This is a genomic window from Haloactinopolyspora sp., from assembly GCF_027324685.1.
GTDB lineage: Bacteria > Actinomycetota > Actinomycetes > Jiangellales > Jiangellaceae > Haloactinopolyspora.
Window position 1 is genome coordinate 1 of record NZ_DAHVSH010000080.1, and the last position, 24,017, is coordinate 24,017.

Annotated in this window: 22 protein-coding genes and 1 pseudogene; 12 read left to right on the plus strand and 11 right to left on the minus strand. The window is 69.5% G+C overall.

All coding sequences use genetic code 11. From position 1 onward, the window contains the following. The 5 genes from M6444_RS22945 to M6444_RS08825 form a co-directional block, all read right to left on the minus strand. Nucleotides 1-104, minus strand: a 104-nt coding sequence (locus M6444_RS22945; protein ID WP_363326291.1) for a LysR family transcriptional regulator, incomplete at its 3' end; no start/stop codon positions are given. Between the two features lie 493 nt (nt 105-597). Continuing rightward, nucleotides 598-1,320, minus strand: a complete 723-nt coding sequence (locus M6444_RS08810) for a sulfite exporter TauE/SafE family protein (protein ID WP_298325718.1) — start codon at nt 1,318-1,320, stop codon at nt 598-600. A gap of 4 nt (nt 1,321-1,324) precedes the next feature. Beyond that, nucleotides 1,325-4,357: an SMC family ATPase gene (locus M6444_RS08815; protein WP_298325721.1), complete on the minus strand. Its 3,033-nt coding sequence runs from the start codon at nt 4,355-4,357 to the stop codon at nt 1,325-1,327. Beyond that, entirely contained in the window at nt 4,358-5,542 is a 1,185-nt protein-coding gene (locus M6444_RS08820) for an exonuclease SbcCD subunit D (RefSeq protein WP_298325724.1), read from the minus strand. 100 nt (nt 5,543-5,642) lie between these two features. Beyond that, the gene (locus M6444_RS08825) at nt 5,643-6,284 is read right to left on the minus strand and encodes a nitroreductase family protein (protein ID WP_363326290.1); all 642 of its coding nucleotides are present in this window, start codon (nt 6,282-6,284) and stop codon (nt 5,643-5,645) included. 111 nt (nt 6,285-6,395) lie between these two features. On the opposite strand from M6444_RS08825, the pseudogene M6444_RS08830 reads away from it, so the two are divergent. After that, nucleotides 6,396-6,674, plus strand: a pseudogene (locus tag M6444_RS08830) (MerR family transcriptional regulator); the annotation flags it as partial. Between the two features lie 93 nt (nt 6,675-6,767). Here the strand turns inward: M6444_RS08830 and M6444_RS08835 are convergent. Genes M6444_RS08835 through M6444_RS08845 form a run of 3 tightly spaced genes read right to left on the minus strand, consistent with a single transcriptional unit; the run spans nt 6,768 to nt 10,166 of the window. After that, entirely contained in the window at nt 6,768-7,826 is a 1,059-nt protein-coding gene (locus M6444_RS08835) for a zinc-binding dehydrogenase (RefSeq protein WP_298325733.1), read from the minus strand. 25 nt (nt 7,827-7,851) lie between these two features. Continuing rightward, on the minus strand, nt 7,852-9,081 hold the full coding sequence (locus tag M6444_RS08840) for a membrane dipeptidase (protein ID WP_298325736.1): 1,230 nt from the start codon (nt 9,079-9,081) through the stop codon (nt 7,852-7,854). A gap of 38 nt (nt 9,082-9,119) precedes the next feature. Further along, nucleotides 9,120-10,166, minus strand: a complete 1,047-nt coding sequence (locus M6444_RS08845; RefSeq protein WP_298325739.1) for an Lrp/AsnC family transcriptional regulator — start codon at nt 10,164-10,166, stop codon at nt 9,120-9,122. Between the two features lie 190 nt (nt 10,167-10,356). Here M6444_RS08845 and M6444_RS08850 point away from each other — a divergent pair, with 190 nt between their 5' ends. The 7 genes from M6444_RS08850 to M6444_RS08880 are packed head-to-tail and all read left to right on the plus strand — an operon-like array spanning nt 10,357 to nt 17,184. Further along, the gene (locus M6444_RS08850) at nt 10,357-11,505 is read left to right on the plus strand and encodes a CapA family protein (RefSeq protein WP_298325742.1); all 1,149 of its coding nucleotides are present in this window, start codon (nt 10,357-10,359) and stop codon (nt 11,503-11,505) included. After that, nucleotides 11,498-12,724, plus strand: coding sequence for an amidohydrolase family protein (locus tag M6444_RS08855; RefSeq protein ID WP_298325744.1), 1,227 nt, complete (start codon nt 11,498-11,500; stop codon nt 12,722-12,724). The genes M6444_RS08850 and M6444_RS08855 overlap by 8 nt, the downstream gene beginning before the upstream one ends. Further along, nucleotides 12,721-13,545: an aspartate/glutamate racemase family protein gene (locus M6444_RS08860; protein ID WP_298325746.1), complete on the plus strand. Its 825-nt coding sequence runs from the start codon at nt 12,721-12,723 to the stop codon at nt 13,543-13,545. Before M6444_RS08855 ends, M6444_RS08860 begins: the two co-directional genes overlap by 4 nt. Then, nucleotides 13,542-14,327, plus strand: a complete 786-nt coding sequence (locus M6444_RS08865; RefSeq protein ID WP_298325748.1) for a hypothetical protein — start codon at nt 13,542-13,544, stop codon at nt 14,325-14,327. Before M6444_RS08860 ends, M6444_RS08865 begins: the two co-directional genes overlap by 4 nt. After that, entirely contained in the window at nt 14,327-14,473 is a 147-nt protein-coding gene (locus M6444_RS08870; protein WP_298325751.1) for a hypothetical protein, read from the plus strand. The genes M6444_RS08865 and M6444_RS08870 overlap by 1 nt, the downstream gene beginning before the upstream one ends. 12 nt (nt 14,474-14,485) lie before the next feature. Next, nucleotides 14,486-15,949 carry a sodium/solute symporter gene (locus M6444_RS08875; RefSeq protein ID WP_298325752.1) on the plus strand — a complete coding sequence of 488 codons (1,464 nt, stop codon included), beginning with the start codon at nt 14,486-14,488 and terminating at the stop codon, nt 15,947-15,949. Next, entirely contained in the window at nt 15,946-17,184 is a 1,239-nt protein-coding gene (locus tag M6444_RS08880) for a Zn-dependent hydrolase (protein ID WP_298325753.1), read from the plus strand. Before M6444_RS08875 ends, M6444_RS08880 begins: the two co-directional genes overlap by 4 nt. A gap of 255 nt (nt 17,185-17,439) precedes the next feature. On the opposite strand, the gene M6444_RS08885 is transcribed toward M6444_RS08880, so the two are convergent. Then, nucleotides 17,440-18,369, minus strand: coding sequence for a DUF2510 domain-containing protein (locus M6444_RS08885; RefSeq protein WP_298325754.1), 930 nt, complete (start codon nt 18,367-18,369; stop codon nt 17,440-17,442). A gap of 183 nt (nt 18,370-18,552) precedes the next feature. Here M6444_RS08885 and M6444_RS08890 point away from each other — a divergent pair, with 183 nt between their 5' ends. The 4 genes from M6444_RS08890 (at nt 18,553) to M6444_RS08905 (ending at nt 22,514) form a co-directional block, all read left to right on the plus strand. After that, on the plus strand, nt 18,553-19,827 hold the full coding sequence (locus M6444_RS08890) for a histidine kinase (RefSeq protein ID WP_298325756.1): 1,275 nt from the start codon (nt 18,553-18,555) through the stop codon (nt 19,825-19,827). Then, nucleotides 19,824-20,507 (plus strand): response regulator transcription factor, encoded by a 684-nt coding sequence (locus M6444_RS08895; RefSeq protein WP_298325759.1) that lies wholly within the window; start codon nt 19,824-19,826, stop codon nt 20,505-20,507. Before M6444_RS08890 ends, M6444_RS08895 begins: the two co-directional genes overlap by 4 nt. Nucleotides 20,508-20,598: 91 nt before the next feature. Then, entirely contained in the window at nt 20,599-21,534 is a 936-nt protein-coding gene (locus tag M6444_RS08900; protein ID WP_298325762.1) for a WYL domain-containing protein, read from the plus strand. Continuing rightward, nucleotides 21,534-22,514, plus strand: coding sequence for a WYL domain-containing protein (locus M6444_RS08905; RefSeq protein WP_298325764.1), 981 nt, complete (start codon nt 21,534-21,536; stop codon nt 22,512-22,514). Before M6444_RS08900 ends, M6444_RS08905 begins: the two co-directional genes overlap by 1 nt. Before the next feature lie 136 nt (nt 22,515-22,650). Here the strand turns inward: M6444_RS08905 and M6444_RS08910 are convergent, their stop codons facing one another. Next, complete coding sequence (locus M6444_RS08910; protein ID WP_298325766.1) at nt 22,651-23,106, minus strand: hypothetical protein; 456 nt, start codon at nt 23,104-23,106, stop codon at nt 22,651-22,653. Beyond that, nucleotides 23,103-23,921, minus strand: a complete 819-nt coding sequence (locus M6444_RS08915) for a DNA/RNA non-specific endonuclease (RefSeq protein ID WP_298325769.1) — start codon at nt 23,919-23,921, stop codon at nt 23,103-23,105. Before M6444_RS08915 ends, M6444_RS08910 begins: the two co-directional genes overlap by 4 nt. Between the last annotated feature and the right edge of the window lie 96 nt (nt 23,922-24,017).

Consider the following 24,017-nt stretch of genomic DNA (forward strand, 5'->3'; position numbering starts at 1 on the left):
GCGTACGACAGCGACGGCTGCGCGATGCGCAGCGCGTGGGCAGCGCTGGTGAAACTCCCGTGACTGGCCACCGTCAGGAAGTATTCGAGCTGCTTGCGCTCCACGCGTCATGAGCCTACGGCAGCGGTCGCGGGTTGTCGGTTCACGCGGGTTCAGGTGGTCGGTGCGGCGGCCCGGTCCGCGCCGTCGGCCGTGCTGCTGGTTGTTTGCTGCAGCTCACGTAGGGCCTGCTCACGCGTCGCGCTCGCGGCGCCGAGGTCGCCGATGGTTGGTTGGTTTCAGGCGTTATAGCGCCCAAAACCAACCAACCATGAGTCCGCGGCGCTCTTGCGTGGGGCCGCTGGGGCCGGTCGTGAAGATCGTCGTGGTGGCGAGTGCTGGTTTGGGCGGTCGTGAAGATCGTCGTGGTTGAAAATGCCGCTATACCGCGCGCCCAGTCCCACGACGATCATCACGACCCGCAGAACCGCGCATTTCCCAACACAACGATCTTCACGACCGGCACAAGATCGGCGCTGCTTCACACGACGATCTTCACGACCGCAACTAATCAGCACGACCGACCAACCGGGCGCGACCGCACCGGCCCTGCAACAGCTAGCCGAAGAGACTGCGGACCAGCACGGCGAGCGCCGAGGCGGCGCAGACGCCGAGCACGGCGATCCGCAGCCGATCACCGTCGATGACGCGCCGGACGGGTCCCGACATCGCGAAGCCGGCGGCCATCGGAAGTGCGAGCCACCACGCGGTCACGGTCTGGGCCATGGTCAACGCGCCCACGAACGCCAGGCCGATGAGCGAAGCGCCGGCGCCCACCACGAAGTAGGCGGCCAATGTCGAGCGCACCCGCGGCCCCATCTCGCGCTGGTACAGCAGCGCCAACGGCGGACCGCCGATCGACGTGGCCGTCCCGGTCACCCCCGAGACGACCCCGGCGCCGACCAGGACCGGTGCCCGCATCGGCAGCCGAACCGTACGCACCGTGAGCACGACCGCTGCCAGGATCATGACCCCGACCATGATGCCCAGCGCCTGCGCCGAGACGACGGACACGATCCACGCACCGACAGCGGTGGCCGGTATCCGGCCGAGAAACGCCCACCGAAGTCCCCACCAGTCGATGGCCCGCCACTCCCGAGCCAACGTGAACACCGGGAGCACGGTGGCCAGCCACAGAATCGTCCCGGGCATCAACTCCGGCGCGACCAACGTCAAGACCGGTGCACCCACCAACCCGATGCCCAGGCCGACGGCGCCCTGCACCAGCGAACCAACGAAAATCGCCGCCGCGATGAGCAGGACGATCTCGGTCGAGGGCACCTGCTCACGCTACGACGTGCAATGAGCTCGACCCACCACGGCGAGGTCTGCGCACCTCGATGCGCTCGGGAATTCGGGTCTTGAGCTCTTCGACATGGCTGACCACGCCCACGACTCGTCCGCCGCTGCGAAGCGCGGCCAGCACGCCCATGACGTCGTCCAGCGTCTCGAGATCGAGGCTGCCGAAGCCCTCGTCGACGAACAGCGTTCCCATCCGCAGGCCGCCGGCTTCGGCGGTGACGACGTCGGCCAGGCCCAGCGCCAGCGCGAGCGACACGTAGAACATCTCGCCGCCGGACAAGGTCCCGGTGTCGCGCGCGCGACCGGTATGCGCATCGACGACGTGCAGCCCGAGACCGGTGCGGCGGGATCCGCCCTGCGGACCGCCGTGGGACTCCAGCGCGTAGCGGCCGGACGACATGTCTCTGAGCCGCTCGTTCGCCGCGTCGACCACGCTGTCGAAACGACGCTGGAGCACGTACGTCGCCAGCGCCATCCGCACCGCGTTGTCCGGGGTGTCCGCGTTGGCCAGCCCGGCCATGCGGATGATCGGTGCGGCTGTGTCGTGGACCTGTCGGCGGACCGCGACGGCGTCGACGACGTCGGCGGCTGCCGTGCGGCTGCGGTCGAGGCGGTCGTCGCCGGTCGCCCGCGCGCGTTGCAACTCGAGCAGCTGGGCCTCGCAGCTCTCGGCGAGGGCACGGGCGCCGTCGACGTCGATGTCGGCCGTGGGATCGACGTCGGCGAGGTCGGGCTCGGCCAATCGCCCTTCGACGGCATGCCACCGACGCGACCACTCGTCGACCTGGGCCTGCAGGGCGGTGAGCTCGTCGTCGGCGATCAGTGCCGCTCGGGCCTCGGCAACGGATTCGAAGCCTGCCTGGGCGACAGCGCGGCCGAGTTGCTCCGCGCATGTGACTCGAGCCGCGGCGCGATGCTCGAGCTCGGCCAGCGCCGCCGCGAGCCGCTCGGCTTCACTGGCTCGTCGTCGTAGGGCGCTGACCCGTGCCGCGACCGTCGAGAAGCCTCCCCGCTCGGTGGAGACCCGTTGGTCGTCGGCGTCGAGTTTCTCGGTGAGCCAAGCGATGTGGGTGTCGAGCCGGGCGAGGTCGGTTTCGGCATGCCGCTGCTGATCGCGACTGTTCTGCAGCTCATGCTCGCGGCGTTCGATCTCGCTGCGCAATTCGGCCACCCGTTGTTCGGCCGCTTCCGCCTCGACGATGGCGGCGCGCACGGAATCGTGCCGCTCACGCAGGTCGTCGGCGGTGGACCCGTCGAGCCGGCCCGCCAGCTCGGCCACTGCGGCGGCAGCAGTGCTGAGGCGCTCGCGGCACGCATCGAGGTGCTGCTGGCGCTCCTGCCGAGCTCGTTCGGCGGCATCGACCTCGTCGCGCTCGACGAATCCGTCGGCTCTGGCCGCCGGGTGTGGATGCTCAGCGGACCCGCACACCGGGCACGCCACCCCCGGCGTGAGCTCGACCGCCAGATCGGCCGCGATGCCTTCGAGGTAGCGCCGCCGCAGCTCGGAGACCCGGGCGTCTGCGTCGGCAAGAGCGGTGATCGCAGCCTGGCACGCGGCCTCGGCCGCGGCGTGGTCGCTGCGCGCGGTTTCGAGCTGACCCTGCAGGTCGAGCAGGGCGACGATGTCGGCGCGTTCGCGGTGCAGAGCGGTCAGGGTGGCAGCTCGCTCGAGCGCGCTCTCCGATTCCGCCCGAAGTTGGTCGAGTTCAGCCGGTAGCTCGGCACAGCGTCGCTGGATGTCGGCGAGGTTCTCGGCCAGCTTCTCGCGGTGCCGCGTCCGAGTGCGCAGGTCGTCGCGCCGGTTCGCCAGGCCGGACTCGAGCTCGTGCACCTCCGACAGGGCGACGATCGCCTCCCGTAGCTCTTGGTGAGCTTGGACGACCTCGGCGTGACCCGCGGTCGGAACGTCGATGCCGTCGAGGACGACCGTGGCACGCAAGTCGGCGACCTGTTGCGTACCACGGTCGAGCCGGGCCTGGGCGTCGTCGAGCGCGTCGAAGGCGGAGCGGCAGGTGGCAGCGCGGCGGGCCGCGTCGAGACGTCGTTCGCGCGCGCGATGTTCATCGCGTTCCGCTTCGAGCGTGCGCTGTTCGGCCAGGGCCGCGCGCAGCCGGTCGCGTCGATCGCGCCGACGCTGCCGATCGTGCAACTCGGCGACGGCGGCAGCACGAGCGGACTCGGCCTCGGCCTGACGCTCACCCAGATCGTCCAGCGCGGACTCCAACGCGTCGACGACTTCGCCCGTCCACGTCGCCAGAGCGGATTCGGCCGCCTCGCGGGTGTCGGTCACTGCCGTCAGCACGGCATCGATGAGCGAGTCGACACCAGCGTCGTCATCGTGGCCCGCAGCCCGGGCGAACGACTCGACGGCGTGACGCAGCCGCCGGTCGGCGTCGTCACAGTCTTGCCGTGCTTGGATGCGGCGGCGTTTGAGCTCGGCTTGAACGAGCTCGTAGTGCTCGGTGCCGAAGATGCTCTGCAGGATGTCGCGACGTTCGTCGCTGCGGGACTGCAGGAACCGTGCGAACTCACCCTGCGGCAGCACGACGGTCTTGACGAACTGCTCACGGCTGAGCCCGATGCTGTCGCGGATCTCTTGGTCGGCCTCGCCCGCCCGCGTGGACAACGGGTCGCCGTCGAGCCCGTCCGGGCTGGTCGCCTTCCACAGCTTCACGCTCGCTTGCTGGGTCACGGTGCCGTCGCCGCGCTTCTTCGGCCGCTCATACTCCGGCGTGCGCCGGACCCGGTACACCCCCGTCCCGGTCTCGAACACGAGGTCGACGAACGGTTCAGTGGCGAGGTCACGGTGGTCGGACACCAGCCGGTCCTTGCTGGAGCCGTGCCCGGCCACGTCGCCGTACAGGGCGAAGACGACCGCGTCGATGACCGTCGACTTGCCGGCGCCGGTCGGCCCTTCGAGCAGGAACAGTCCCCCGGCCGCGAGTTGGCCGAAGTCGATGTGTTGCTCGTCGCGGAACGGCCCGATGGCGGCGAAGGTCAACGTGTGCAGCTGCATCTACGACTCCCGCTGCGCGGCGAGCACGGCCTCGTGCGCGTCGCGGAAGCTCGCCAGTTCGGCGTCGGTGATGCTGAAGCCCGTGACGTGCTCGACGAATCCGGCGGCCACCTCGAGAGGGTCGGCCGCCGACGGCTGGGCGACCCCTGTGCCGGAACCGATCGCGGAGTCCACCGGCTGGTGCCGCAGCTCGAGCAGGTGCGGGAACCGCTGGACCAGGCGTTCGCGCATCTGCTCCGGGCGGCCGGCGTCGGTGACGGTGAGCTGTACCCACGACGCCTCGTGCCGGCGCAGGGAACGGCTGGTCAGCAGCTCGGCGAGCGTGCCGGTGAGTCTGGCCATCGGGCGCGGCTGAGTGATGGCGACCGGCTCGACCGCAGCGACGCCGTCCGGCCCGAGGTCGACGATGGTGACCGACTTCTCGTGCTCGGCCTCGGAAAAGGAGTAGCGCAGCGGCGAACCGGAGTAACGCAGCCGGGTGCCATCGTGGGCTGCCCGTGGCTCCTGTGCGCCGTGCACGTGCCCGAGCGCGACGTAGTCGATGCCGTCGAAGACGCCACTGGGCACGGAATCGACACCGCCGACGCGGATGTCGCGTTCGCTCTCCGACGTCTGCACCGGGAACCCACCCACCACGAAGGCGTGGGCCATGACGACGGTCCGCGCGCTCGCGGCGAACAGCCCCCGGGTGGCGAGGTCGGCGCTGACCCGGCGCATGGCCGCCGTGCACACGGCCTGGTGAGAGCGTTCGAGCGGCTCGCCGTCGCCGAGCTGGACCCGGCAGCCGTCGGGGTCGAGGTACGGAAACGGGTAGATGAGCACTGCGCCGTACTCGTCGGCCAACTCGACCGGTACGCCGACCGCGTCGACCGCCGTGACGACGTGCAGACCGGCCGGAAAGAGTCGGGACCCGTATCCGAGCCGGATCGCGGAATCGTGATTGCCCGAGGTGACGACGACGGTGGCGTACTGGGCCAGGCGACACATCGTGTCTTCGAGCAGGCGGACCGCCTCGACCGGCGGGATGGCGCGGTCGAAGACGTCACCGGAGACCAGGACCGCGTCGACGTCGGACGACCGCGCGATTTCCACGATCTGGTCGAGCGCAGCAGCCTGCGCCTCCAGCAGATCGACGCCGTGCAGGCTGCGACCGAGGTGCCAGTCGGAAGTGTGCAGCAGCCGCATGCCCGTCCCGTCGCCGATGATCGTTCACCGTCCATGTCAGGATGCCGCACCGGTCCGACAGACTCGCGCAGCCGCGCCGTCTGCCCCGCAACGACGAACGTCACGCCAGCGGCTGGCCCCACCGGTCGGCGAAGGCGACCTCCTCGACCGGCTGCCGCGGCGCCGGCCGGAAGTCGCTGACGGTCGTGTAGGCGACCGGCAACAAACCGACCTGCGTGACGTCGTCGGGCAGGCCCAAGATCGCCGCCGCCCGCTGCTCGTGCCGCAGATGGAACGTGGTCAGCGTCGATCCCAGCCCACGGGAACGCAGCGCGAGCTGAAAGCTCCACACGGCGGGGAAGATGCCGCCGTAGAAAGCAGCGTCGGCGGCGTTGAACCCGCGCGGGCGCCCGAGGACGCACGGGATGACGAAGACCGGCACCTGCTCGATGACGTCGATCAGGTGTTGAACGGAGTCGACCAGTCGAGACGGATTCGGCTGGCCGGCCGCGTCGGACTTGGCTCGCCGGTTTCGCAGGTAGGCCGTGCCCGCGTCGCGGAAGAGTTCGCCGAGCTGGTCCTTCACCTGCTGGTCGCGGACCACGATCCACCGCCAGGCCTGCCGGTTGCTCGGCGACGGCGCCTGGATCGCCAACCGCAGACACTCGTACACGACCTCGGGCTCGACTTCGCGGTGCAGATCGAGTTTCAGGCGCACCGCGCGGGTGGTGCTGAGCACGTGGTCGGTACTCATCGAATCCATCGTCTCCCTCGTCTCCCTCACCGACGTGAGCTCCGCCAACGCTGCGCCCATCCTGGGATCGACGCACAGTATCGACCCTGACACGGTGTCAGCCCGTAGACCGGAGACGTCATGTTCACCATCGGAGACTTCGCCCGCTATGGCCGTGTGTCGGTCCGGAGGCTGCGGCACTACGACGCCATGGGCCTCCTGCGCCGAGTGGACGCGAGGCTTCGAGCCACCGAAAGCGAGGAACACATGGTCACCGCCGACGTCATCGTCACCTCCCTGCCACCGGTTCGGGTGGCTGAGCTGACCGCGACCGCCGCAAGCTACGAGCCCCCGGACATCTCGCCGGTCATCACCCCGTTGTTCGACGAGCTGGTGCGGCGCGTGACGAAGGCCGGGGTGCCGCTGTCGCGGGACGCAGGACACCACGAGGTGTTCTGTCGCATCACGAGGCGTGCACGGGTGGTGGGGCAGGCAATCGCCAACTGAACATGATCATTCAGGAGAGGTGAGGTCGACGACGACCTTGCCGATGTGCTCGGCTTCCTCGATGATCCGGTGCCCTTCGGCGACCTGTTCCATGGGTACGACGGTGTCGATCACCGGCCGGATGTCCGTGCGGGCCATCAGGTCCACGACGTCGACGAAGTCGTTCCAGCCGCCGAAGGGCGCGCCGAGGATCTGCCGGTGGGACTGGTACAGCTCCCGGATGCTGATGTCCGGCTGGTCGCCGCCGGTCGCGCCGCAGATCACCATGCGCCCGCCCGTGGCCAGCGAGCGGATGGAGTCGCGCCACGTGGGCGCCCCAATGGCGTCGGCCACCAGGTCGACGCCGTCGCCGCCGGTGCGCGCCAGCACCTCGTCGGCCCAGCCGGGCTCGCTGCTGTCGATGACGTGGTGGACGTAGGGCAGCTCGGCCAGGCGGCTCGCCTTGTCGGCGCTGCGGGTGGTCGCCCACACCTCGGCGCCGGCCTTCGCCGCGATCTGCATCGCCGCGACCGCCACGCCGCCGCTGGCCCCGACGACGAGGATCCGTTCCCCGACCCGCAGCCGGCCGGTGGTCATGAGCATGGTCCAGGCGGTCGTGTAGGTGGTCGGCACCGCTGCGGCTTCGAGCAGGGACAGCCCAGCGGGCACGCGCAGCAGGCTGGTCGGGGCCAGGGCGACCCGCTCGCGCTGCACGCCCCAGATGTCTTCGCCGAGGATCTCGTACTGCGCGCAGCGGCTGGTCTCGCCGCGGCGGCAGAACCGGCAGTGCCCGCAGGACAGCCCGGAGAACACGATCACCTCGTCCCCGACGGCCAGGTCGGTGCGGGCCTGGGCGCCGACCTCGACGACCGTGCCAGCACCCTCGGCCCCCATGACGTGCGGCAGGCTACGCGGCGAGCGCACGCCCGGCCCGGCGAGGCCCTGCCGCACGAAGACATCCAGGCGGTTCAGTCCGGACGCCGCCATCCGGACGACCACCTCGTCCGGCGCCGGGTCGGCCTCGGCGACGTCGCGTACGGCGAGCGCGTCACGATCGCCATAGCGCTCGAGGACCACCGCCCGCATGGGCACTCACCTCACTTGCTGTGGATCAGAACCAGATCTTCTCGAGCGCCCGGATGATGTTCCCACCGGTCACCTTGATGATGTCCTCGTCGCTGTAGCCGTGCTTGACCAGCCAGCCGACGATGTTGTGGAAGCACTCGGTCGGGTTCTCCAGCCCGGCGACGTAGGGCATCTTCGGGTAGGACGGCCCCTTGTGCGCGTCGTGGACGCCGAGGTTGGCCGCGAAGATGTCGTGCAGCGCCACGTGGTCGCCGTACAAGGTGTCCGGGCCGAAGGCGACGTGGTCGATGCCGACGAGCTCGACGCAGTACTCGAAGTGGTCCATGACCGATTCCAGCGAGTGCTCCGGGTGCGCCTCGGACAACGTGGTGTGTGGCGCGGCCTCGATGCCGATGACGCCGCCGGTCTCGGCGCAGCCGCGGATGACCTCGTCGGGCTTCATCCGCGGAGTCGGCCAGACGGCGCGGGCGCCGGCGTGGGTGATCAACACCGGTTTCGTGGAGGCGGCGAAGACGTCCATGCAGGTCTTGTCGCCGCTGTGCGAGACGTCGATGGCGATGCCGAGCTTGTTCATCCGCTCGACGGCGCGATGCCCGAACACCGTCAGGCCGCCGTCGCCGGCCTCCTTCAGCCCCGACCCCAGCGTGTTCGCCTCGGAGTAGGCGATGCCCATCTGCCGTACACCCATGCCGTAGAGCAGGTCGATGCGGTCGACCTCGTTCTCGATGGGGGTGGCCGCTTCCAGCGACAACACGATGGCCAACTGGTCGTTCTGGTGGGCGGCGTAGATGTCGTCGAGGCCGTAGGCGATACGCACGAAGTCCTGGTGGGCGATGTCGGACAGCCGCATCCCGATGTCGTAGACGATGTCATCGAACTTCCAGCCCGACTTGCTGGTGACGCACGCGGTGCCGTCCATCATGTTGTCGAACACCGCGGTCATGCCCGATCGCGACAACCCCAGGTAGCCGGTGCGCTCGCGGCCGGTGCGGATGTACTCGCGCACCTGGTTCATGTCTTCCGGGAACACCTGCGGGTGATCGTGCAGGCTGATGATGATGTTGTCCTGCACCAGCCGCCGGGTGCGCTCGGCCTGCTCGGCGTCAAGGCCCAGATCGTACGGCGGCACCCGATCCAGCTCGGGGGCGAGGACGAACGCCTCGTAGTCCCGGCCTTCGTCGAGGTAGGAGAACGACGTGTAACCGGTGTAGCGGCTGGACCGGTACGGGGTGGCGGACTGCGCAGTGTCAGTCATCAGGCATTACCTCTTTCTACGACGCGGCCGGCGGTTGTTCAGCGCGGCAGGTACGGCGCGATGTCGGGAAGCACGGCGGGGCTGGTCAAGAAACCGCGTTTGACGATCTGGAGCTCCTGGCCCATCTCGACTCGTCGCACGCCGGGCAGTGCACCCAGAACCTCGGTGTTGAACCGGTAGAGATCGTCGAGGTCGTGCAGCACCAGTTCACAGGCGAGATCGCTGTAGCCGGCCGTGGCCGACATGTAGCGGACCTCTGGATGCTCCGCGAGCGAGCCTGCGACCTCTTCCAGCCGCGAGAAGTCGATGTCGAGCCACAGGAACATCTCGGTCTCGAACCCCATGGCCTGCGGGTCCACGAAAGTGGCGAACCAGAGCGCACCGCGTGTGGTCAGAGCTTCGACCCGGCGGCGGGCCGCGGCCTCGCCGATGCCGACCCGCCCGGCCACCTCCGACATGGGGGTGCGCCCGTCCGCGGCGAGGATCTGCACCATGTGCAGGTCGGTGCCGTCGAGCTCGGCATTGCCCGGTTCCGTCACCGGCTCAGGTTCCAGGTCGGCGACCTCGTCGCCCAGCAGCCTGCGACTCCAGTCGTACGACGTCTTGAAGTTGCGCACGACGGTCTCGGTGCTGGTGTGGGTGATACCGGGAACCGAGCGGATCTGATCGACCAGCACGTCGGCCAGCTGCGCTCGCGAACCGACGATGACTTCGAGCACGAGGTCGTGAGAGCCGGTCAGCAGGGCGAGAAACCGCACGTCGGACCGCATCGCCAACGCGCCGGCCACCGCCGAGGTGGCCCCGACGGCACACTCGACCTGCATCAGCACGGGGGTTCCCAACCCGCACCGGGGCGGATCGGGCACGGCCGACACGCACACGATGCGCTCACGCAGGAGTCGGTTGGCTCGCCGGGAGACCGTCGATTCCGAGGCACCGACGACACCGGCGATCTGCTGCCAGGTGGCTCGGCCGTTCACCTGCAGGCACGCGACGATCGCGCGGTCGAGATCGTCGAGCGGAGGCTGGCCCGGCCCGTGCGCGGGCAATCGCCCCGGCTGCCATGCAGGCGAATCATTCGGCATGGCCGTCACTCTTGCAGAGTTATGACGATCCATCAACCTTGGGTGCAAGTATTCTGCGTAATTGCGCACAGATCGTGGATCATTCGGCACCTGATCCACTCTAATCGATGGATTCGCTCACCAGGACTTGTCAGATCACAGAATTATTGCGAAGCTCCGTGGAACTGCCGTAGCAGAGGAGGTGTGCCGCGTGCCCGACGTCGCGACCGGTCACGACCTGACGTCCGCGTGGTTCGCCGCCGTGGGCGACGTCGTCATGCACCACCGCCCGGCCCACATCTCGCCACGGCTGATCGAGCTGCTCACCAGCGCAGAGACGACCCTGGCCAACGTGGAGTCCCCACTCACCCGGCGCGGTGTGCCCGCAGAGAAGGCCATCGTGCAGCGCTCGCATCCCGACCGGGCCGGCGACGTAGCCGCGCTCGGTGTGGACGTCGCGACCGTGGCCAACAATCACCTTCTCGACTACGGCCCCGACGGGATGGCCGACACCCTCGCCGCGCTCACTCGCGCCGGTGTCGCACCGGTCGGCGCGGGCCAGGACGATGCCGCCGCGCGAGCAGCGACGACGCGGACGACGCCCTCCGGATCGGTGAGCGTGATCGGGCTGTCCGCAGCGCTGCCGCCGGGGTTCGCCGCCGCACCCGACCGGCCCGGGGTGGCCCCCCTGCGCGTTCTCCAGCACGTCGCCGTCGACCCCGCCCTCGCGGCCGAGCAGCCGGGGATGGCGCCGTACGTACACACCTCGGTGGTTCCAGCCGACCTCGACGCCGCCTGCGCGGTGGTGACCGAGGCTCGAGCCACGGCTGACCTCGTGGTCGTCGCCGTCCATTGGGGCGTGCCGCACGGCTTCGCGGCGCCGTCGTACGGCCAACTCGCGGAGTATCAGCGTCCGGCCGGGCACGCCCTGGTCGAGTCCGGCGCGCATCTGGTGATCGGGCACCACCCGCACGAGGTTCATCCCGTCGAGATCCACGGTGGTGGGTTGATCGCCTACTCGGTCGGCAACTTCATGTTCCACGCGTGGTCCGACCTGGCCGGCGACGGTTCGCCGGACGCGACGCTGCCGGTGCGGATTCCCGCGGCCCCCTACCGCAGCACGTTCGGCGACGAGGTGACTCGTGACTCCGTGGTCGTGTTGGTCGAGCGGGTCGACGGCGACAGCCGCGGTCAGCTGGCGGTGCGGTTCGTGCCCACCACCATGACGACCGGCGAGCCCGTCCTGGCGACCGGTGAGCACGCCCGCGCGGTCATCGAGCGGCTCGGCGCCGACATCACTCGGCGCGATGATGTCCTGCCCGACACCACCATCGGTGAGGTGCACATCGACCATGGCTGACCTGACGTTCTTCCATGCCGCCGGGGTGTTCGATGCGGTTCGCCCGGGCCTGCAGGCCGGGGCCGGCCTGCTCGTCGACGACGGCCGAGTAGCCGCGGTGGGGCCGCCGGACGAGGTGTGCCCTCCCGGCGTCACGCGCGTCGACCTCGGCGAGGTCTATCTGGTGCCCGGCTTCGTCGACGCCCACACGCACGTCACCATCCGCCCCGGTGAGGGTGACCAGCACCGGCAGTTGGTGCAGCCGCCGGCGTGGCAGGCCGTCCGCGGGGTCGACAACCTGCGCCGGATGCTCAGTTGCGGTGTCACCACCGCACGGATCATGACCGAGGAACACGGGATCGATGCCCATTTCAAGGCCGCCGTCGCCACCGGTGAGGTGGCCGGTCCAGCACTGCGGATCGCCGGACGGGGGCTGAGCCCGACCGGCAAGCACGGCAGCGCCGCCGGCGGCGTGGACGGCCCGGACGCCGTCCGCCGGGCCGTGCGCGCCAATGCGGATCTCGGCGCGGACCACATCAAGATCTTCACCACCGGCGGAGTCTCGTCGACCGACTCGTCGCTGGAGGAGTCGAACTACTCAGCCGAAGAGATCGCCGCGATCGTGGACGCGGCGTCAGAACTCGGGTTGATGGTGTCAGCGCACGCCCACGGCGGCGCAGGTGTGGATCTGCCGGCCGCGGCGGGCGTACGCTCCGTCGAGCACGGCGCGATGCTCACCGACAGCAACATCACGACCATGGCCGAGCACGGCACGTGGCTGGTCCTGACCAACACCATCCTGTTCCATCCCAGCGGCATCGAGCAGGGTGACGCCCGCGAACCGGCGATCCTGCGCAAGGTGCACCAAGCGCGAGAGTCCGCGCGGGCCGTAGCCGACCAGGTCAGGGCGGCCGGCATCCCGATCGCGCTGGGCACCGACTCGATGCACGGACTGTTCGGCTACGAGATGCAGTGGCTCACCGAACACGGGTGGTCCACCGAGGACGCCTTGCGTGCCGGGACCGTGCACGGCGCCGAGCTGATGGGGGTCACCGACGTCGGCGCCCTCGAACCCGGTCGCCGCGCAGACTTCGTCGCGCTCCGGCGCGACCCGCTGGCCGACATCACGGCGGTCTACGACGTCGCCGGCGTCTACCGCCACGGTTGCCAGGTCGTCGACCGCGACGGCTTCACCCGGCCCGCCCCACCGACACCGACGCAGCACGAGGAGCACAGATGACTACGAACGCGACCGCGCCGACCGGCCCCGACAGCTCGGCGCCCGACCGGCGCATCGCCTACCTCGTCCCGGGACCGATGCACCGCACCGCACTCGGCTCGGCCGAGCTGGAGCGCCGGCAGGACAAGCTTCGCTCGTGGGCGCTGCCCGGCACCGAGGTCGAGGTACGCGCGGTCGACCGTGGGCCGGCGTCGATCGAGTCGATGTACGAGGAGTACCTCAGCATCCCGGCGATGGCCGAACTGCTCGTCCGCACCGAGGCCGACGGCTTCGACGCGGCGATCGTGGGCTGCTTCGGTGACCCGGGCCTGGACGGGCTGCGCGAGATCAGCGACATGCTCGTCGTCGGCCCGGCATCGGCGTCGATCGCGCTGGCCACGACGCTCGGGCACCGGTTCAGCTTCGTCACGGTCACCGCCAGCATCGTCCCGGCGCTGCGGCGGCTGGCCTGGGAAGCCGGGGCGGCTGACGCGCTGGCCTCGGTCCGCTACATCGAGACGTCGGTCCTGGACGTCAACAAGGATCACGGCGCCGCGCTGGGCCGGATGCTCGAACAAGGCCGACTGGCCGTCGAGCAGGACGGGGCCGACGCGCTGGTGCTGGGATGCATGAGCATGGGGTTCCTCGATGTGGCCGAGCAGATGACCGAAGAGCTCGGAGTACCGGTCATCAACCCGTCGCGGGCCGGACTGCACACCGCGGAGATGACCGTCGCGCAGGGCCTGACCCACAGCCGGACCGCCTACATGCGCCCGCCCAAGATGACCGCCGGAGCCAAGCTCGACGAGCTGTTCCTGAGCGCCCAAGGAGACAGACCATGACGCGCCGCAGCCGCCGGGCCGGCGCCGTCGCCACACTCGTCTTGACGTCGTCGGTGGCCTTGGCGGCCCCCACGGCGGCCGCGGCCGGGCTCGAGCAGGCCGATGCCGACGTGAACGTCGACGAGCAGGGCACGGCACAGGTCGAGATCGACTACGTGGTCAGCGGCGGGGCAGCCGGCGACGAGCCCGCCGAGACGGTGTCGTTCTCCGCGCTCGCCTTCGACGAAGACGGCGGTGTCCCGATCGAGGACGTGGTCGTCACGAACGGCGACGGACAGGAGCTGGGCACCTCCGTCGAGACGGTGAAGCTGAAGACCACGGTGACGGCCACGCTGGACGAGCCGTTGCCTCCAGGCGGCGAGGCGAATCTGACCGTGAGCTACACCGCGCCGGACGTGGGTGCCGTCGATGGCGCCCGAATGACCGCGGAGGTTCCGGTCCTCGCGCTCGACCTCCCTGCCGCCACCACGTCACCGGGCATCTTCACCGCGTCGGTGCAGCTGGCGCCCGGCTACGACTACGTCGAAGGTTTCCCGGCCAACCCGGAGTCGGTCGCGACCTCCGGTGATCGGGTGCAGGTCAGCTACGACACGCCCGCCGTCCCGGCGTTGCTGCGGTCGGTCAGCACCACCGGCGACGCCCCGTTCTTCACGCTGGAGCGCAGCGTCAATCTGGCGCTGGGGTTGACCCTCGTCGCAGGCACGGCCGCCCTCTACGTCTCGTTCACCCGCGGGCGACGGCGCGCTGCCGAGGTCGCCGCGACAGCGGAACGGAGGCACTGATGTCGATCTTCGATGCAGGTTTCGCCGTCTGGGGCTATTTCGTCATCTACATCGCCCTGACCATCGCCTATCTGATCTGGATGGTCTCGCGCAACCGCAAGGACACCCAGCGCGGCGCGACGTCGCCGGACCGAGAGAACAGGTGAGGTGACCACCCCATGACGCAATGGGCTGTGCTGATCAGCTTCTTCGTGGTGACGCTCGCACTGGGCTATCTCGGCCTGCGGGTGACCAAGAACGACCAGGACTTCTACATCGCCGGCGGAAACCTGGGCTGGGCCGTCGGCGGCGCGAGCATCGCCGCGACCCAGATGAGCTCCGGGCTGTTCATCGGGACCATCGGCATCATGTACGCCGTCGGGTGGTCGTTCGCGTGGGTGGTGTTCGTCTTCCCGGTGGCGTACTGGCTGATGGTGGCCGTGATCGCGCCGCGGTTCACCCGGCAGCGCAAGGTGTCGCTGCCGGACTTTCTCGAGACGAGGTACTACAGCCGGGTCGCGCGCGTGATCGCTGCGTTGATCATTCTGATCGCCTTCGTCGTGTACATCTCCGCGCAGGTGATCGCGGGTGGGCTGATCGCGAACGCGTTGTTCGGCGTGTCGGTGAACTCCGGCATGATCGGCTTCACGGCCGTGGTGCTCGCCTACACCGCGATCGGCGGCATGGTCGCCGTCGTCTACACCGACTTCCTGCAGATGATGATCATGGTGGTCGGCGCGGCGGTCGCGATCCCGATGGTGCTGGGCCAGACCGGCGGTTTGAACTCCATGCTCGCGCTGGTCGACAGTGCGAATCCGGTGACGTTCACCTGGGAGGGCATGGCGCCGTCGCTGCTGCTGACGCTGTCGCTGGCGTTCTTCCTCGGCGCCGTCGCTCGCCCGGAGCAACTGGTCCGGTTCTACGCGATGAAGGACATGCCGACCATCCGCAAGGGCATCGCGTTCGTGATCATCCTGGTGGGGCTGGCGCACACGCTGGTGTTCGTGCTGGCGCTGGGCACCCGGGTGCTCTTCCCTGCGCTGAGCACCGGTGACCAGGCCATGCCGGTGCTGGCCGTGCACGCCTTGCCGGCGTTCCTCGGCACGCTCCTGCTGGTCGCCGTGGCCTCGGCGATGATGTCGACGGTGTCGTCGGTTCTGCTGGTGGCCGGCACTGCGCTGTCGCACGACATCTACGGCGTGCTGCGTCCGTCGATGTCGCCGGAGCGGCGGGTGCTCATCGGTCGGATCGGCACCGTCATCGTCGGGCTGGTACCGATGATCATGGTGTTGACCGGGTTCGGCGCCGGGGAACTGGTGCAGTTCATCGTGGCGCTGTTCAGTGCACTCATGGGTGCGGTCTTCCTGGTCCCGGTGGTCGCTGGCGTGCTGTGGCGGCGCGCCACCAGGGAAGGCGCCATCGTGGCCATGCTCGGTGGCCTGGTCGGGACCGTGGCCTGGCGGTTGTGGGGCGACACCGACGCCATCGACCCCGTGGTGCCCGGCTTCGCGGCCTCGTTGATCCTGATGATCGCCGTCAGCCTGTTCACGGCTCCACCTCCGGCCAGCGCCGTCGAGCCGTACTTCGCCGACCCGGACGAGGACGAATCGGCCTCGCTGGCGCGGGCGGGCAGCGGCGCATGAGCGAGCTCACCGTCGACGGCGCCCGACTGCGCTCCGCACTCGAAACGCTGGCCCAGTTCGGCGCGACCCCGTCCGGAGGGGTGAGTCGCACGTCGTTCTCTCCCGCCGACTCCGCCGCCCGGGCCTGGGTGCTGGATCGATGCGAGGCCGCCGGGCTGCGCGTGCGGACCGATGGCATCGGCAACATGTTCGTGACCGTGCCGGGCGCGTTAGACGATGCGCGCCCGGTGTGGACCGGCTCGCACATCGACAGCGTGCCGGACGGCGGGCGCTTCGACGGTGCGCTGGGCAGCATGGCCGCCCTGGAGGTCGCCTGCCGGTTGGCAGAGTCGAACGTCGCGCTACGTCGCCCGGTCGAGGCGGTGATCTTCGCCGACGAAGAGGGCTGCTACCACCATCTGCTCGGCTCGACGGCACTCGTACGTTCGTACTCGCCGGACGAGCTGGCCAAGCTGGAAGGGCGCGACGGCGATCGGCTTGTCGACGCTTTGCAGGGCCTCGGGTGGGATCTCGAGGCGGCCTCGGCGACGGCCGTGCCCGCGGGTTCTGTCCACGCCTTCGTCGAACTGCACATCGAGCAGGGCGCGGTGCTGGAAGCGTCGTCGGTGGACATCGGCGTCGTCACGTCGATCGTGGGCATGGGTGGGGGCCGGCTGGAATTCGAAGGGCGCGCCGATCACGCCGGTACCACCCCCATGAACCTGCGCCGCGACCCGTTGCGCGCTGCCGGTGAGCTGCTGACCAGGTTGCCCGAAGTGACCGCGTCCATCAGCCCGACGGCGGTCGCGACGTGCGGCATCATCGGCGTCGAGCCAGGAGCTGCGAATGTCGTGCCCTCCCTGGCGCGACTGCAGTTGGACTACCGCGACGTACGACGCGACCTGATCGAAGCGCTGGAGGACGCCCTGTTCGAAGCGGCGAACGAAGCCGCCGACCGCCACGACCTGCAGGTCCGGTTCACCCGCGACAGCATCACCAACCCGGCGCCCATGGACCAGCGGCTCCAAGACCTGATCGAGTCCGCAGCCACGGCGCAGGGACGCTCCACGCTGCGGATGCCGTCCGGGGCCGGCCACGACTCGCAGAACATGAGCCGTCTCGCCCCCACCGGCATGATCTTCATCCCGAGCACCGGTGGCCGCAGCCACTCGCCGGCCGAACACAGCACGTGGGCCGACATCGAGGCGGGCGCGAACGTCCTGCTGCAGACCGTGCTCAGCCTGGCGACGGAGTAGATCGCTGGACGCTCGTGTCACCGACGAGTCCGTGCGGGGCATCCGCTCCCCCAAGGCGGACGCCCCGCACGGACGATTCAGGGCAGGTATTCCTGCGGTGCGCACCGCGTGGCACGGTGAAAGTGACCAATCACGCCCGAATTGTCCGACTTGTGGAGCATTTCAGCGTGCCACGTCATTCAGCGCCGGGAGCCGACCGTCCCACGCGTCAGCGCAAGCAACGCACTTCATGAAGATCTGTGGACGTGCGGCTATTCACTGCATCGCGAAGAACGCCGTCGACTGGTCGAGCGTCAATGACTCGGTGACGCGCCAGACCCCGCCGTCGACCTGATCAGCCGGCACCTCGGCACAGACGTTGGCGTCGACCGTCGCGCCGGGAAACTGCTCACCTTGCTCCATGAGGCCGTCGGTCAGGAGCCCGCAGAACCCGTCGTAGGTGTTGCCGCCAGCGCTGACGAACTCGACGCTCAAGTCCAGCCAGGCGGTGCCGGTGTCGTCACCGCTGAAGGTCGCCGACACCGGAGCGACGACGTACTCGTTGCCGTCCTGCGGCGCCGGGTTGAACTCGCTGGCCTCGGCGATGACAGCTGTGCCGTCCGGAGCCGTGGTGTCGATACTGACCTGCCAGTCGCCGAGATCGGCGGTCGTCCCGGCGGGATGCGGATTCTCGCGCGATCCGGCGGCTGCCGCTGCGTCGTCGCCGGACTCGGCGGCGGCTTCGGTCACTTCGTCATCGTTCTGGACCACCGGAGCCGGGTCGTCGGCGGAGTCCAGCTCCTCACCCAGGTCGCTGAACGCGTCGAAGGTGACGGCCGCCCCGTACACGCTCAACGCCAGGGCAGCGAGACTGACGACGACGCCCGCCCACGCCGTCTTGATGTTGGTGGCCTCGCGGCGCTTGACCCGGCCCCGGCCGGCCAAGCCGAGGATCAGCCCGGTCACGCCAAGCGGACCGGCCACCCAGAACATCAACGGGACCAGTCCGAACAGGCAGCCGATGATGCCGACGATGAGCGCGGCGATGCCGAGCCCGTTGCGTGCTTGGCGGTTCCTGGTGTCGGTCGCGGTTGCCTGCGGGACCCCTTGCGGAGCCGTGTGCTGCGTCCACTGCGTACCGTCCCACCAGCGTACGATGCCGTGCTGGTCGGGATACCAACCCGCTGGCTGCTGGTGCTCGTTCATCACATGTCCTCCCACCCTCACGGGCTCGAGTCGAGCCCACTGAGGTGATGGAAGCGCGCGGGCGCCCGCGGCCGCGTCGTCCGATCCGCCACGACCGGGTACGACGAAAGTCGTCACCTCCGCGCCGGCGCCGAACCACCGCGAACCGGCTGTTGTGTCCGGCCCTGGTCGTAGCTTGCTCGGGTGCTCACTCATGACCGCGGCTCCGCGGCTACCGTTGCTTCCAGGCTGTTGCTGTTCGCGCCACGCCTGGCGGCAACGGTCGTGGCGATCTGCGCGGGTGTGTTCAGCAGCCTGATGGTCTTCGTGGCCGCGGGCTACGTGCCGGCCACCCAGTCCGTCGAACCGAGTGCTCGTGAGGTCCTGGGGCTGCTCGCGGCGCTGGCGGCGGCCGGGGCGCTGGTCTGGCGGCACCGCCACCCCGAGATCGTCGCGTTGGCGGCGGTTGCCCCGCCGTTGGTGTTCGTCACCGACAGTCTCGCGGCCCTGGTCGCTCTGGCCGCGGTGGCCGCGCGTCGACGCGACCACGTGCTGTGGGCCATCGCCGCCGTCGTGTTCCTGGCCACGCTCATCGCGGTGGAGCGCGACGCACGCCGCGATCCCGAGTACTCACCGATGCAGTGGGTGTTCGGCGGCGGTATGGCCGATTCGGCCACCACCGTGCGGGTCCCGTTCGTCGCCGTCCTCGTCGTGGCGGCGACCATGACCGCGATCCCGGTGGTCGTCGGGTTGTATCGGCAAGCCCGCGCCGAGATCGCCGCCCGCGACGGTGAACAGCGCGCGCTGCTCGCCGACAAGACTCGCCACGAGGAGCGAGCGCGGATCGCCCGAGAGATGCACGACGTGCTCGGCCACCGACTGTCGCTGCTGTCGTTGCAGGCCGGCGCCCTGGAGGCGGAGAATCATGGCCGGCGCGACGCCGCCCAAGCCATTCGCCAGACGGCTCGCCAGTCGCTCGACGACCTGCGCCAAGTGGTCGGCGTGCTACGGGACGGCCGGGCGCTCGGCGAGGGCCCGACGGACGCGCCGCCGGCACCGTACGCATCGCCGTCGCTCGCGGACCTCCCTGAATTGGTCGACGCGTCCCGGCGCTCCGGCATCCCCGTCAACGCGACGATCTTCGTCGACGACGCCGCCTCTGCGCCCAAGGTCGTCGCCACCGCGACGTACCGCATCGTGCAGGAGTCGCTCACCAACGTGGCCCGGCATGCGCCCGGCGTGACGGCCCAGGTCGTCGTCCGCGGCCATCGCGACGCCGGGGTGAGCATCGACGTCACCAACCCACTGCCGACACACCTCCCGGAAGAGTCCGTCGCCCGCACCGGAAGCGGCCTCATCGGCATGGCCGAACGGGCGAACGCCCTGGGTGGGACGGTCACCACCGGGCCGGACGGCGACAGCTTCACCGTCACCGCCTGGCTGCCGTGGACCCCGGACACCGACGACGGAGCGGAATGACCATCACCGACACATCTCAACGTCAGCTGCGGGTCGTGCTCGTCGATGACGACCCGCTGGTGCGGACCGGGCTGGAGGGCATCCTGAGCACCGCGGGCGACATCACCGTGGCCGGTCAGGCCGGTGACGGGCATGCCGCCGTCGACGCGGTCCTGCGGCACGCGCCCGATGTCGTGCTGATGGACATCCGGATGCCGCGCATGGACGGCCTCGCTGCCACAGCGGCACTCACCCGGCTGCCTCGCGCCCCCAAGGTCGTCGTGCTCACCACCTTCGACCTCGACGAATACGTGTTCCGGGCGCTGGAAGCAGGCGCCGGTGGATTCCTGCTCAAAGACGCGTCGCCGCAGGAGATCATCGCCGCGGTTCGTGCTGTCGCCGCGGGCGACGCGATGCTGGCCCCACGGGTGACCACACGGCTGATCGCGCACTTCGTCGGCCTGCACACCGACCCGCGCCGAGCCGACGCTCAGGCCAGACTGGCGCTGCTCACGCCTCGTGAGCGCGAGATCGTCAGCGCCGTCGCCGCGGGCCGGTCCAACAGCGACATCGCCGGCGACATGTACCTCAGCGAGGCGACCGTCAAGACACACCTGACCCGGATCTTCGCCAAACTCGACGCCAGCAACCGGGTTCAGGTGGCGATGCTGGCCTACGACGCAGGTCTCACGATGTCCTGACGATCGTGATCGGCGCCGATACTTCCCGCAGCAACGGGCGGTGCCATATCGTGATCATGGACGATCAGCGCTGGGGGGTGCTGGAGGGCGCATGCCGGGTGGACGCGACCAGCTCGGGCCGCTGGAGCGGCTGACGCGGCTCCTGCTGGCCCTCGAGGCGGGCGAGCCGACCGGACGCAGCGCTGAGCAGCTCATCGCCGTCGGCGACTACGGCGCCGCCAGCGAGATCGACGCCGCTCGGCAACTGCACCGCGACCTGACGGCACTGCAGAAGATCGGCTGGGACATCCGCAACACTGCAGGCTCTGGCGAACTCGGCGTCTATCGCTTGCATTCGCGTGACACCCGGCTGCGCGTCTCGCTGTCGCCCGAGCATCAGGTGCAGCTGGTGCGAGCGGCTCTCGTGGCCGGCGACACGGCGTTTCGCGACCGGCTCGGCGATCCGCCGATGGAACCGGACGACCCCGGCCCGGTCCGGTCTCGCGACCCGCATCGGCCCGGGCACGACGCCCTCGACAAGGCCGCCTACGCCGTCGAGCACCGGTGCCTGCTGCGGTTCACGTACAAGCAGAAGCCGCGGGTCGTCCATCCGCACCTGGTGCATCCCGGCGCGTCCGGCTGGTATCTCGTCGGCCGTGAAGAGGCGTCGGCCGACGATGCAGCCATCACCAAACGGTTCGTGACCGACCGGATGTCCGACGTCACCGTCGACCCACCCGGCACCGCCACCGTCGCGGCGGACGAGCCCGACGACGAGTTGAACCCGCTCACGTGGCATCCGGACCCGGCCGTGGAGGTCGTGGTCGAGACCGAGGTCCAGCACGAGCCGCAGGTCACGATGATGCTGGGCGAGCCCGTGCAGCGGGAGGTGACCGACGCCGCGGTGCGCCTGACGGTCCCGGTGACGCACCGGGCCGCCTTCCGGGCGCGGGTGTACGAGCTGGGCCGACGAGTGCGCGTGGTCGCACCGGACGAGGTGCGCGACGAGATCGTCGCCGAGCTGCGCCGGATCGTGAGGCAGCGCTGATGGCCGGCACACCACGCTATGTCCAGCGCTTCGACCGCGTCACCCGGGCGCTGAATCAACTGGCGGTCCACGCCGGCGGGTTGCCGATAGCCCAACTGGCCGAGCACGTCGGGGTCGACACCGAGACCCTGCGCAGCGAGCTGCGCGCGTACTACGGGGCCGAGGTCGACCCGGCGTTCGCGCCGAACGTGTTGAACCAGAGCAGTCCGCTCCGGTTTCACGACGCGGACGGCGAGGACGCCGATCCCGCGGAGGCCGAGTTCGTCTCCGCCCCGCCGAGGCCGACCAGAGACGTCGGGTCCGACTACGTCACCGTCGGCGAACTGGCGAACATCTACCGTGCCGGGCAGAACCTGCTGACGATCGAACCGGACAACGACGCCTTGGACGGCGCGCTCAAGGCCCTGACGGCGACCGTGCTCTCCGGTATCGGCACCGGCCGCAGTACCTGGCTGGCCGAGCTGGCCCAGACCGTCGGCGACGCGCTACGGCGGCGGCGGCGCATCCGGGTGACCTACGCTCGCGCGTGGCGGCCCGGGCTGCGCGAGCACGTGCTCGAGCCGTACCGACTGATCAAGACCCGGCGCGGTTGGGAGGTGGACGCCGGGATCGCCGGTACCGATCACGTCGGGACGTTCCTGCTGTCCGGCGTGCGCGAGGCGCAGGTGCTCGACGAGTCCTTCGAGCGCCCGGCCGACTACGAGCTGCGCATCGCGGCGAACCGCCGCGAGCACCTGGTCGACCTGGTCGTGCCGCAAGACGTGCGCTGGGCGGTCGAGCGGTTCGCCGAATCGGTGGAAGTCGTCCACGAGGACACCGAGACCATCCGGATGCGGGCATACCTGCTCGAGCCGGTGGACGAGCGGTTGGGGCTGCTGCTGGTGGTCGCTGGGCCCGAAGCGTTCGTATTCTCGCCACCCCGACTGCGCGACGTCGGCATCGACCTGGCCCGCGACCTGCTCGCGCATCACACGTCATGACGCGGGGCTTGGTTGCCTCGCGCTGGCGCGTGGCACGCTGAACGGTCGCTTTCGCGCCCGTTATGCCCGATTTGTGGAACCGTTCAGTGTGCCAGGCGATGCGAGAGCGCTGGCGTGGCGGGCGCTCACGGTTCGATCAGGCCGGCCCGGCCGTGCGCGCCGGATGCCACTCGGGCAGAACGTCCGGGTCGCGGGGAAACATCCGGTGGTCTTCCAGCAACAACTCCGGGTCGGCGTCACCCTCGCTGTCCGGGTCGTCATCATCGGCCACGCCACCGAACGGCGGGTTCTCGTAGTCGAAATCGGCGCTGATCCGACGTTCCTCATCGACCACGAACGTCGCGTTGTACCAGGTCCCCTTGCCTTCCTGATACATCGCCTCACGGAGTTCGTCACAGGCGATCGCACCGTCCGTGGAGATGTTGGTCGTGTGGTCGTACGTCCCGTCGGCCTTTTCGATAGTCAGGCTCGTTTTCGTCATGGCCGCCGCGGCAGTGACATCGAGTGTGATCGTCTTCCACTCGGATCCGGCCGCTTCCAGCATGGCTTGGCCGATCTGGGTGAGACGGTGTTGGTCAGGCATGCCGGTCATTTGCTGCTCCGCTGTGGTGTGTTCCTGATGACGAGCCGGTTGTTTCGTTGCGGTGTCGAGTAGGCGACGTCCAGGTACGCGGGCCGCGCGCTGTCGTCCCGGTACACGAGTTGCACGTCGACGTCCACCCGCCCTCCTGCGTCGATGGCCCGTTGCCACTCGCGTTCGAGGGTTCGGTATTGACCGAGGTTGACTCGGCGGGCCTCCATCGGGACCAAGTTGATGGAGTCGCCGACCCCACCCAGGATGCGAGCGATGATGTGCCCGGCATGATCGCCGGGAAGGCGCCCCTTCACCGTGCGCTCGGCCCGCCGGTTCCGTGGTTGCTCCGGCTGGATTGCCGTCAACTCCGCTTGAGCACGAACCACGCGCCCGAGTTCATCGGTGGTGTAAACGACAGACTCATCGACGACGATCACGCTGTTCGGCGGCGGATGAGCCAGCACATCGTGGTGATCTGGCGACGAGCTCGACACATGAAGCTCCGCCTCGTCCAGTGATCGGGCCGGCGTCGACGGCGCCTGACCTTCGGCCGTCGGCCGACGCAACTCGTCGAGCTCGTCGACCACGGTCGTGAAAGCGTGCTGGACCTCTGACCCGAGCTGGCGCAGCTCGCGTTGCATCACCGCGGCGACCGCGCCGAGCTCTGCGTCCAGATCGTGGCCATGACCGGCGCGAGCCTTGTTCACCAGCCGCCGCACGGCGTCGAGATCGCCGCGCACAAGGTCGACGACCTCGTCCATCGCGCGCGGGACGTCGTCGTCGCGTACCCCGGCCAGGTCATCGGCGCTCTCACCGATCGGACGTTCACTCATGCCTGTCCCTGGTCGCCCTGCCGCACTTCGTCGTCAGACTGTCATGATCACGTCGCGTTTCGCAGCCCGGTCGCGACAGCACGTGCCGACGATCCT

Excerpts from the sequence above, each read along its gene's own strand:
- M6444_RS08895 (WP_298325759.1), top strand. The coding sequence starts at position 19,824 with ATGACCATCACCGACACATCTCAACGTCAGCTGCGGGTCGTGCTCGTC.
- M6444_RS08855 (WP_298325744.1), top strand. The coding sequence starts at position 11,498 with ATGGCTGACCTGACGTTCTTCCATGCCGCCGGGGTGTTCGATGCGGTT.
- M6444_RS08870 (WP_298325751.1), top strand. The coding sequence starts at position 14,327 with ATGTCGATCTTCGATGCAGGTTTCGCCGTCTGGGGCTATTTCGTCATC.
- M6444_RS08875 (WP_298325752.1), top strand. The coding sequence starts at position 14,486 with ATGACGCAATGGGCTGTGCTGATCAGCTTCTTCGTGGTGACGCTCGCA.
- M6444_RS08905 (WP_298325764.1), top strand. The coding sequence starts at position 21,534 with ATGGCCGGCACACCACGCTATGTCCAGCGCTTCGACCGCGTCACCCGG.
- M6444_RS08885 (WP_298325754.1), bottom strand. The coding sequence starts at position 18,369 with ATGAACGAGCACCAGCAGCCAGCGGGTTGGTATCCCGACCAGCACGGC.
- M6444_RS08840 (WP_298325736.1), bottom strand. The coding sequence starts at position 9,081 with ATGACTGACACTGCGCAGTCCGCCACCCCGTACCGGTCCAGCCGCTAC.
- M6444_RS08900 (WP_298325762.1), top strand. The coding sequence starts at position 20,599 with ATGCCGGGTGGACGCGACCAGCTCGGGCCGCTGGAGCGGCTGACGCGG.
- M6444_RS08815 (WP_298325721.1), bottom strand. The coding sequence starts at position 4,357 with ATGCAGCTGCACACGTTGACCTTCGCCGCCATCGGGCCGTTCCGCGAC.
- M6444_RS08915 (WP_298325769.1), bottom strand. The coding sequence starts at position 23,921 with ATGAGTGAACGTCCGATCGGTGAGAGCGCCGATGACCTGGCCGGGGTA.
- M6444_RS08845 (WP_298325739.1), bottom strand. The coding sequence starts at position 10,166 with ATGCCGAATGATTCGCCTGCATGGCAGCCGGGGCGATTGCCCGCGCAC.
- M6444_RS08865 (WP_298325748.1), top strand. The coding sequence starts at position 13,542 with ATGACGCGCCGCAGCCGCCGGGCCGGCGCCGTCGCCACACTCGTCTTG.
- M6444_RS08860 (WP_298325746.1), top strand. The coding sequence starts at position 12,721 with ATGACTACGAACGCGACCGCGCCGACCGGCCCCGACAGCTCGGCGCCC.
- M6444_RS08835 (WP_298325733.1), bottom strand. The coding sequence starts at position 7,826 with ATGCGGGCGGTGGTCCTCGAGCGCTATGGCGATCGTGACGCGCTCGCC.
- M6444_RS08880 (WP_298325753.1), top strand. The coding sequence starts at position 15,946 with ATGAGCGAGCTCACCGTCGACGGCGCCCGACTGCGCTCCGCACTCGAA.
- M6444_RS08910 (WP_298325766.1), bottom strand. The coding sequence starts at position 23,106 with ATGACCGGCATGCCTGACCAACACCGTCTCACCCAGATCGGCCAAGCC.
- M6444_RS08820 (WP_298325724.1), bottom strand. The coding sequence starts at position 5,542 with ATGCGGCTGCTGCACACTTCCGACTGGCACCTCGGTCGCAGCCTGCAC.
- M6444_RS08825 (WP_363326290.1), bottom strand. The coding sequence starts at position 6,284 with ATGGATTCGATGAGTACCGACCACGTGCTCAGCACCACCCGCGCGGTG.